Source organism: Deinococcus sp. (genome assembly GCF_025362455.1).
In the GTDB taxonomy this organism is placed as follows: domain Bacteria; phylum Deinococcota; class Deinococci; order Deinococcales; family Deinococcaceae; genus Deinococcus.
Genome location: NZ_JANYGJ010000066.1, coordinates 1 through 8,400 on the forward strand (window position 1 = coordinate 1; position 8,400 = coordinate 8,400).

Sequence of the window (8,400 nt, forward strand, 5' to 3'; positions counted from 1 at the left end):
GACGCGGTGGACCACGCCCAGCCCGGTCAGCGGCAGGGTGCAGCGCCGCACCAGCTTGGCCTCGCCGGATTTCGAGGTGTGTTCCATCAGCACGACGACCCGCAAGGCCCCGGCCACCAGGTCCATGGCGCCGCCCATGCCCTTGATCCGCGCACCGGGAATCATCCAGTTGGCGAGGTCGCCGCCCTCCGAGACCTGCATGCCGCCCAGGATGGCGAGATCGACGTGCCCACCCCGGATCATGGCGAAGCTCTCGGCGCTCGAAAAAAACGAGGCGCCGGGTTGGGCCGTGACCGTCTGCTTACCGGCGTTGATCAGGTCGGGGTCCACCTCGGCCTCGGTGGGAAAGGGGCCGATGCCCAGCAGGCCGTTCTCACTGTGCAGCGCGACCTCGGTGCCAAACGGAATAAAGTTCGCCACCAGCGTCGGCAATCCGATGCCGAGGTTGACGTAATCGCCGCCTCGCGGCTCCAGGGCGGCGCGGCGGGCGAGCTGTTCACGACTCCAGGGCATGACCTTCTCCTTGCGGGCGCGGCCCAGGGCTGAGCGTGCGCTGCTCGATACGCTTTTCGGGGTTCGGGTGATGCACCAGCCGCTGCACGTAGATGCCCGGCGTATGCACCTGATCGGGGTCGAGGCTGCCGGTTTCGACCAGCTCCTCGACCTCGGCCACCGTCACCGGGGCGCAGGTGGCGACCAGCGGATTGAAGTTGCGGGCGGTCTTGCGGTACACCAGATTGCCCGCCCGGTCGGATCTCCAGGCGTGGACCAGGCTCACGTCGGCGCGGATGGCGCTCTCCAGCAGGTAGGTGACGCCGCCGAAGTCCTTGTGCTCCTTGCCCTCGGCGACCAGCGTGCCGACGCCGACCCGCGTGTAGAACCCGGCGATGCCCGCGCCGCCCGCCCGCATCCGCTCGGCCAGGCTGCCCTGCGGCGCGAACTCGACCTCCAGCTCGCCGCTGAGGTACTGGCGCCCGAACTCGCTGTTCTCACCGACGTAGCTCGAAATCATCTTGCGAATCTGGCGCGACTCGATCAGTTGCCCCAGGCCCCAGCCGTCCACCCCGGCGTTGTTGCTCACCACCGTCAGGTCCCTCACGCCGGAATCCCGCAGGGCCGCGATCAGCGCTTCGGGAATGCCGCACAGCCCGAAGCCGCCCACCGCCAGCGTCATGCCGTCGAACAGCAGGTCTGAGAGCGCCTCGCTGGCCGAACACAGGGGTTTGTTCATACGGTGGCCTCCGAGTCCCAGGGTACTCGCCTCTGGGCGGCGCTGCATCAGCACCGGGCGCCGCGCCTGCGAACAGGTCGTGCTGACCCTGATCGAAAACGGCATGGCCCAGGGCTACTTGCGCCGCACGGCCTCGGCCAAGATCACGGCCAACAGCCTGCTCGGCGCCGTCAACTGGACCTACCGCTGGTACAACCCCCAGGGCGCCCTGCGGCCCCGCGAACTCGGTGAACAGATCGCCGATCTGCTGCTGGTAGGCGTGCTGACCGACAAACCAGTCCGGTGAAGACCCAGCTCGGTGAAGACCCAGCTCGGTGAAGACCAAGTTCGCTGAATTGCGCTCGGTCACAATCAGGACGCACCTGCCCCACTGCGCCGCGCCCGCCGCGAATAAGCAGGCGCACCGGGAAGCGTGAGAGCAGCGGCACCCGCGCCGTCTGAACCTGGGTCAATCAGGGCTGGGGAGCATTTTTCCGCGTCCGTGACTGTCCAAAAACCTGCTTTTCGCCAGGTCCGGCCAGGCTACCTTGCAGGGCCAGCACGTCAGGGTGACCAACGCCTGCCGCCAGCTACCTCCCCCGCCAGCTACCTCCCCCGCCAGCTACCGCCGCCGCCAGTTCGGCCCGCCGCAACACACCCCCGCACCAACCGCACCGCTGTTCTGGGAGCTGAACATGAATAAACTGACGACCTTACCGCTGCTGGCCCTGGCCTCGCTGTCTCTGGTCTCGCTGCCTCTAGTCTTGCTGTCTGTGGCCTCACAGGCCGCCGCCCAGAGCACCACTGCCCAGACAACAACTGTCGATTTCTGGCACACCTTCGGCGACGCCAAGCGCAGCGGCTGGATTCAGGCCCGTGCCGACGAGTACAACAAGGCCCATCCGAACGTGAAAGTCGTGCCCAGCTTCAAGGGCGACTCGAACACCACCTTCCAGTCGACCATCCTGGGCGCCCGGCAGGGTCAGCCGCCCGCGCTGGTCCAGGTCGACGGCACCAGTACCCAGCTCGCCCTGGATAGCGGGGTGTTTCAGCCGGTCGGCAGCATCAAGCCCGTCGATTTCAGCGATTACCTCAAGCCGGTGATTCAGTACTACACCGTCGGCGGCAAGGTCAACAGCATTCCCTTCAATGCGTCGAGCCCGGTGCTGTACTTCAACAAAGACCTGATGACCAAAGCCGGACTCAATCCCCAGAACCCGCCGAGCACTTTTGCGGCCATTCTGAACGTCTGCGCCAAGCTGAGCGCCGCCAAGATCGATGTCAAATGCGTGGCGCTGACCCCCTTTAGCTGGCTGTTCGAGCAGTGGCTCAGCGAGCAGAACGTAGCGCTGCTCAACAACGGCAACGGACGGGCGAGCCGCGCCACCGCCACCAACATCGACTCGGCGGCGGGCCGCAAGGTCTTTCAGTTCTACAAGGACCTGAACGACAAGGGCTACCTGACCAACACCGGCAAACTGGCCGATACGGTGGGCACCAACGCGATTTTCACCGCGCAGAAGGCGCTGATGACCATCAACAGCACCGCCGGGCTGGGCAACATCCTCGACGGCGCCAAGCAGAGCGGCTTTACGCTGGGTGTCGGCGTGCTCCCGATTGCCGACGGCAGCACCCGCAACGGCGTGCAGATCGGCGGCGCCAGCTTGTGGGTCACCAAGGGCGTCAGCAAGGGCGTCAGCGAGGCGGCGCTGGATTTCGCACTGTTCATGACCAACACCAAGAACATGGCCGACTGGCACAAGGTGACCGGCTACTACCCGGTGCGCCAGAGCAGCGTCAATCTGCTGCGCAACCAGGGCTGGTTTGCCAGCAGCCCCCTCCAGGTCGTGGCCTTCAACCAGCTCCTGAGCACCTCGCCCAACGTGGCCAACGCGGGATCGCTCAGCGGCGCGACCATCGAGACGCGCACCATCATCGAGCAGGGGCTTCAGAAGGTGCTCAGCGGCCAGAGCGTGGTCAGCGTGGCGGCGGCGACCCAGGACCAGGCCAACGCGGCCATCACGGACTACAACAAGAACTTCAAATAAGCGCAAATAAGCAACAGACACCAGCCGCCGAACCGTGCCCTCCACAGCGGGGGCCTTTCGGCGCCCGGTTTCTTGAGGCCCAGATAGGGAAACGGCCAAGACCGGGGCGCCCGCCTCTGCGCTTCATCCACCAATTATGTTCGCGGCCAGCCCCTAGCCTGACGCTGCTGCCCAGGAGGTGATGTATCTGAGTCTCGTTCAACCCAGCCGCACCACTGCACGGCGGGCGTCCCAGCCGGAGAAACCCGCTGCGCCGCAGACCCACGCCGTCTTTCGGGGCCGGGCGCTGCCCTGGTTGCTGCTTTTTCCCAGCTTGCTCGTGCTGGCGATCTTCTCGTATTACCCGGCCATGCGCACTCTGCGCCTGAGCGTCTTTCGCTCCAACCTGATTATCGGCAACGAGCAGTTCGTCGGCCCGGCCAATTTCGCCGAGCTGCTCTCCAGCCCGGTGTACCAGCAAGTCGCCCTGCAAACCCTGGTGTTCGTGACGCTGGTGGTCACGCTGGGCTTGCTGTGCGCCCTGGGCCTGGCCTGGCTGGCCAGCAAACCGATTGCCGGGGCCAAGTTCTACCGCCTGATGCTGATTTACCCCTACGCCCTGAGCCCGGCCATCGCCGGGACACTGTGGCTGTTTTTGTTCAACCCCGAAGTTGGGCCGGTCAACGCCGTGCTGGGCCATCTGTTCGGCCTGCAACCCCGCTGGCTCGACAACCCGCTGCTGGCCTTCGGCCTGGTGGTGCTCGCCGCCGTCTGGAAGGGGCTGGGCTACAACATCGTCTTTTACCTGGCGGCCATCCAGAACGTGCCCGCCGAGATCACCGAGGCGGCTGAGATCGACGGCGCTACGCCCTGGCAGGGCTTCTGGTGGGTGGTGTTTCCGCTGCTCTCACCGATGACCTTTTTTTTGCTGTTCACCAACATCGTCTCGGCGCTGTTCGACAGCTTCGGGCTGGTCGACATCCTGACGCGGGGCGGGCCGGTCTACGGCAGGGCGGGCATCACCACCTTCCTGATGTACCAGCTCTACCAGGACGGCTTTCGCAACTTCAAGACCGGCGCCGCCGCCGCCCAGGCCGCGTTGCTGCTGCTGTTGGTCGTCGCCATCGTGCTGATGCAGTTTCGTTACGGCAACAGGAAGGTTCACTATGGAGCGTAGATTCATTATGGGTGAGTGCAGTGGCGCTTGAGAGACCAGGCCGCGCTCACCGTTCTCCTTCCCGAAGCGGGCGCCGGGGCCGGGGCACGCTGCTCACGCACGTCATCCTGAGCCTGGCGGTGCTGATCGTGGCCTCGCCGCTGATTTTCGCACTGATCAAAGCCACCCAGTCCAGCGCCCAGGTGACCGGGCCGAGCCTGCTGCCGGGCCTGAACGTGCTCGCCAATATCCGCGCCGCCTGGGAGGGCGCCGGGCTGGGCCACTACATGGTCAACAGCGCCGTGGTGGCGGTCTGCGTCACCGTCGGCAAAACGGTGCTGTCGCTGCTGGCCGCACTGGCTTTCGTCTATTTCAGGTTTCCGCTCAAGGGCCTGCTGTTCGCCCTGGTGTTGTTCACGCTGATGCTGCCCACCGAGCTGCTGATCGTCTCACTGTTCGACGTGGTGTCGGGCAGCCTGCACTGGGGCAACAGTTACGCCGCCATCATCGTGCCGTTTATCGCCTCGGCGACGGGCGTGCTGCTGTTTCGCCAGCACTTCATGAACATCCCGGCCAGCTTATCCGACGCCGCACGCATCGACGGCGCCGGGCCGCTGACCTTTCTGGGCCGCATTCTGATTCCCATGAGCTGGAACACCATCGGGGCGCTGGCGGTCATTCAGTTCGTCTCGGCCTGGGATCAGTACCTGTGGCCGCTGGTGATTATGCAGACCGACAGCAAGCAGGTGATTCAGGTGGGCCTGAGCAAGCTGATCGACGTCGAAGGCCAGAGCAACTGGGGCGCGGTGATGGCCGGGGCGATTCTGGCCATCTTGCCGCCCGTGGCCGTGTTCACGCTGCTTCAGGAGCAGTTTTCCAAGGGCTTCGCGCTGGGGCAGGACAAGTAGGTGTGGTCGGGTGAGGCGTAACTGCCCAGGCGGATAGCGGGCTGAGCCGCGTACACGAGTTGTTCAGATCAAGGAAGCAGGGTCTGGGACGGCGGTTTTGGGGACTACCGGGACGGGTACGAAGCACCTGATCTGAGAAGCTGGTATGGGAGAAGGTCATTTGCTTGCAGTGCGCTCAGCGCGTGCGGGGCAGCGTGAAGCTGAAGGTGGCGCCCTGCCCCGCTACGCTGGAGGCCGAGACGCTGCCGCCGTGGCGTAAGATGATGCGCCGCACGGTGGCCAGCCCCACGCCGGTGCCCTCGAATTCCTGCTCGGTATGCAGCCGCTGGAAGACCCCGAACAGCCGGTGCTTGTAGGTCTCGTCAAACCCCACGCCGTTGTCGCGCACCGAGATGGTCCAGCTCGCCGCCGCTGCCTCGGCCCAGACCTCGACGCAGGCGTCCGGTCTGGTGCGCGAAAACTTGACGGCGTTGGCCAGCAGATTGCTGAGCACCTGCCCCAGCAGCACCCGGTCGCCGCTGACTTCCGGCAGCGCCCCGAAGCGCCACCGCACGGTGTGGCCCGCCAGGTCGGCCTCGGCGTCCCGGCGGGCGGCTTCGAGCAGCGCGTCCAGTTTGACCGGTTCCGGGCTCAGTCCCTGGCGACTGCTGCGTGCCAGCAGCAACATAGCGTCGATCAGCGTCGACATCCGCACGGCGGCCTGCTCGACGAAGCCCAGATAGCGCAGCGCCGCAGGGTTCGTGCCGGGGTCGCTGTCCATGTTGGGGCTGTCGTTCGGGCCGGTCAGTGATCGGCGGGCCAGCTCGGCGAAACTCTGGATGTGCCGGACCGGGGTGCGCAGGTCGTGTGAGGCGCTGTAGGCGAAGGCTTCGAGTTCCTCGTTGGCGCCCCGCAGCTCGGCGTTGGTCTGCACGAGCTGCTCCAGGCTGAGGCCGAGCTGGACCTCGGCGGCCTGGCGCCGCTCCTCGGCGGCTTTGCGGGCCGTCACGTCGCGCATGGTCACCACCGCGCCCAGCGGCTGCCCGTCCTGGGCGAACATCGGCTGGCCGCTGGCCAGAAGTTGCCGCAAACTGCCGCCCACGGGCCGGATGACCATTTCGGCGTCCCGCAGCAGTTCGCCGCTCCAGGCCCGGTACAGCGGCACCCGATTGGCGCTCAGCGGCGTGTGGCCGTCGCCCTCGAACAGATCGTAGCGCTCGGCCCAGGTTTCGGGGGGCACGGCTTCGGGGGCTAGCTGCGCGGGGTCCAGACCGTGAAAAATCCGGGTGGCGTCGTTGAACAGGGTCAGTTTCCCGTGCTCGTCGCAGGCCACCACGCCTTCCGAGAGATTGGCCAGCACCGCCCGCAAAAAGATGCGTTCGCGCCGCAGCGCCTCGTTGAGCGCTTCCTGGGTCGTGGCGTCGGCCAGCATCTGGCGGGTGCGGGCCTCGACGCGCAGTTCCAGCGTCTGGATGGTCGCGGCGCGGCCCAGCGCGATGGCGCACTGCGCGGCCAGCGTGCGCAGGAACTGCCGTTCCCTGGGCGTGAACCGGTGCGGCTCGCGGAAATCCAGCACGATGGTGCCCAGGGCGCGTCCGTCCAGAAACATCGGCAGGATGGCGCTCGCCACGGCGGTCACGGCGCCCAGCCGCTCTTCGAGTTGCGGATAGGCGGCGCTCAGCTCACCGGCATGCTCGAAAAAGAGGTCCTGGTGGCTGCGCAGCACATCGGTGGCAGGCCCCTGATCGCTGAGCAGACCGTTTTGCCACAGGATCTTCACGCCTTCCGGGTAGCCCTGCACCCTAGCCACCAACAGGTCTGCGCTCTCCTCGCCGACCAGCAGCACCGCTCCGGCCAGGGCGCCCAGCGCCTGAAGGGCCGGAGTCAGCACCACGCTCAGAACGCCGGACTGCTGATCGGTGGCGGCCAGCGCCTCGGTGACCCGTTGAAGGTGCTCGGCCAGCGACGGGGCAGCGGCAGCCACAGTGGCAGCGGCTGGAGGGTCTGGGAGCTGAGCACCGGAGGCAGGCGCCTGGTCGGTAAACAGCTTGGGCGCATCGGGCATGCCGTCAGCATAACGCCCTGGTCGGGGCCTGACCGTATCGCCCACGCTGCGCACCTGCGAACCGCTGCCGCCGTGCGACGTGTCGAGGGCGAGGGCATCTCCAGAGTTGGCCTGCCACTGTCTGGCGAAGGCGGCGCCGATGGCCCGGTACAGCTCGCGGGTCGGATCGTGGGAGACGCTGAGGAAGGTGATACTGAGGAGGGTGAGACTGAGGTCTGCCCTGGGTCCAGCGGGCCTCCGGGGACAGGGCGCCCGAAGGGGCGGAACTGGCCGCCCGGCCCTGCTGCTGCTCGACGAACCCTTCGGTGCGCTGGACGCCCTGACCCGCGCCAGCATGCACACCCGTCGAAAGCCTGCTGGACGACACCGGAGCGACCCGCTGCTGGTCACGCACGATCTGCACGAGGCGCTGAAGCTGGCCGACCGGGTGCTGCTTCTGCGCGGCGGCGAGGTGGCCGAGGACCTGCGCCCCGCCCCGCCCGCGTGAGCGCACGGTCCCCGAACCGCTGCGGCAGTATCTGGAAAGCCGGTTGCCATGAGAAGGCTCGTGTCCCGGCGTCGGGCAGGCCGAACGAGCCTGCTCTCTACCCTTGGCTGACGGTTGGCAGACGGGCGGCTGACACGGCGGGCCTAGCGTAGCCGACGTGAACAACCTCAGATTGCTGCTCTTCAGCGTGGCGCTCAGCGCCGGACTCTCGGTGGCCCAGGCGGCCCAGACTCAGATAGCGCAGGCCCAAGCCAATCCGGTTAAGCACGTCCTGCTCATCAGTGTGGACGGCATGCACGCGTTGGACCTGGCGCTGTACGTGGCGGCCCACCCCGATTCGGCGCTGGCCAGCCTGGCGGCCCAGGGCCTGACCTACACGGGCGCCCGCTCGGCGCTGCCCTCGGACTCGTTTCCCGGCCTGCTGGCACTGATAACCGGCGGCACCCCCAAAAGTACCGGCGTCTACTACGACGACAGCTATGACCGCCTGCTCGCCGCGCCCGGCAGCGACTGCAAGGTGGCGGGCACCGAACTGGTTTTTGACGAGAGCATCGACAAGAACCCCGAG

The 8,400-nt window shown here is 66.7% G+C and carries 9 protein-coding genes; 6 read left to right on the forward strand and 3 right to left on the reverse strand.

Annotated features, from left to right (window positions below; genetic code table 11):
• Positions 1 to 513 (reverse strand): 3-oxoacid CoA-transferase subunit B (locus Q0R23_RS04685; protein WP_293910875.1); only part of this gene is annotated, 513 nt, incomplete at its 3' end.
• The gene (locus tag Q0R23_RS04690; protein ID WP_293910877.1) at positions 497 to 1,231 is read right to left on the reverse strand and encodes a CoA transferase subunit A; all 735 of its coding nucleotides are present in this window, start codon (positions 1,229 to 1,231) and stop codon (positions 497 to 499) included. The genes Q0R23_RS04685 and Q0R23_RS04690, both read right to left, overlap by 17 nt.
• Between Q0R23_RS04690 and Q0R23_RS04695 the strand changes: the two genes are divergently transcribed.
• The 4 genes from Q0R23_RS04695 to Q0R23_RS04710 all read left to right on the forward strand — a co-directional run bounded on the left by Q0R23_RS04695 (position 1,173) and on the right by Q0R23_RS04710 (position 5,301).
• Complete coding sequence (locus Q0R23_RS04695) at positions 1,173 to 1,517, forward strand: hypothetical protein (protein WP_293910879.1); 345 nt, start codon at positions 1,173 to 1,175, stop codon at positions 1,515 to 1,517. The genes Q0R23_RS04690 and Q0R23_RS04695 overlap by 59 nt on opposite strands.
• A gap of 388 nt (positions 1,518 to 1,905) precedes the next feature.
• Positions 1,906 to 3,258 (forward strand): ABC transporter substrate-binding protein, encoded by a 1,353-nt coding sequence (locus tag Q0R23_RS04700; RefSeq protein ID WP_293910881.1) that lies wholly within the window; start codon positions 1,906 to 1,908, stop codon positions 3,256 to 3,258.
• A gap of 181 nt (positions 3,259 to 3,439) precedes the next feature.
• Positions 3,440 to 4,414 carry a sugar ABC transporter permease gene (locus Q0R23_RS04705; RefSeq protein ID WP_293910883.1) on the forward strand — a complete coding sequence of 325 codons (975 nt, stop codon included), beginning with the start codon at positions 3,440 to 3,442 and terminating at the stop codon, positions 4,412 to 4,414.
• Positions 4,415 to 4,425: 11 nt separating this feature from the next.
• Positions 4,426 to 5,301 carry a carbohydrate ABC transporter permease gene (locus tag Q0R23_RS04710; protein WP_366520384.1) on the forward strand — a complete coding sequence of 292 codons (876 nt, stop codon included), beginning with the start codon at positions 4,426 to 4,428 and terminating at the stop codon, positions 5,299 to 5,301.
• Positions 5,302 to 5,476: 175 nt separating this feature from the next.
• Here the strand turns inward: Q0R23_RS04710 and Q0R23_RS04715 are convergent, their stop codons facing one another.
• Positions 5,477 to 7,345, reverse strand: coding sequence for an ATP-binding protein (locus tag Q0R23_RS04715; RefSeq protein WP_293910885.1), 1,869 nt, complete (start codon positions 7,343 to 7,345; stop codon positions 5,477 to 5,479).
• A gap of 202 nt (positions 7,346 to 7,547) precedes the next feature.
• On the opposite strand from Q0R23_RS04715, the gene Q0R23_RS04720 reads away from it, so the two are divergent.
• Together Q0R23_RS04720 and Q0R23_RS04725 are read left to right on the forward strand one after the other, a co-directional pair.
• Positions 7,548 to 7,832 (forward strand): hypothetical protein, encoded by a 285-nt coding sequence (locus Q0R23_RS04720; protein ID WP_293910887.1) that lies wholly within the window; start codon positions 7,548 to 7,550, stop codon positions 7,830 to 7,832.
• A 157-nt stretch (positions 7,833 to 7,989) separates the two neighbouring features.
• Positions 7,990 to 8,400: alkaline phosphatase family protein (locus Q0R23_RS04725; RefSeq protein WP_293910889.1), on the forward strand; the 411-nt coding region annotated here is incomplete at its 3' end.